At 48.2% G+C, this 423-nt stretch carries 2 tRNA genes and 1 rRNA gene; all 3 read right to left on the bottom strand.

Going from position 1 to position 423, the window contains the following annotated elements:
• Positions 1 to 45 precede the first annotated feature (45 nt).
• Positions 46 to 118, bottom strand: a tRNA-Val gene (locus DXC01_RS19525).
• Between the two features lie 37 nt (positions 119 to 155).
• Positions 156 to 229 (bottom strand) — tRNA-Asp (locus tag DXC01_RS19520).
• An 86-nt stretch (positions 230 to 315) separates the two neighbouring features.
• Positions 316 to 423, bottom strand: a 23S ribosomal RNA gene (locus DXC01_RS19515); the annotation flags it as partial.

Here is a 423-nt window from a genome sequence, read left to right as displayed (position 1 = left end):
CAGTCTGCCCCCTTTGGCCACTCGGGAATCCACCCTTAATGTATATGGGACCTATAGGGCTCGAACCTATGACCCTCTGCTTGTAAGGCAGATGCTCTCCCAGCTGAGCTAAGATCCCACATATTCAATTATCGCACATACCATTCGGTATGTAACGACCCAGATGAGACTCGAACTCACGACCTCCGCCGTGACAGGGCGGCGCTCTAACCAACTGAGCCACTGGGCCTTGCAAATTTCTTTGCTATTAGAAGATTATCACATCTTCAAAACTACATACATGTTGACTAAGCAATTATATCATAACCAAGCTTGTTGGTCAAGCCCTCACCCTATTAGTAGCAGTCAGCTCCATGTGTTACCACACTTCCACCTCTGCCCTATCAACCTCGTCGTCTTCAAGGGGGTTTACTCCTTTCGGAT

This window comes from Blautia sp. OM07-19, from assembly GCF_003481595.1.
Taxonomy (GTDB): domain Bacteria; phylum Bacillota; class Clostridia; order Lachnospirales; family Lachnospiraceae; genus Blautia_A; species Blautia_A intestinihominis.
Note: the sequence above shows the minus strand (reverse complement) of the source record. Positions and strands in the feature narration are given on the sequence as shown.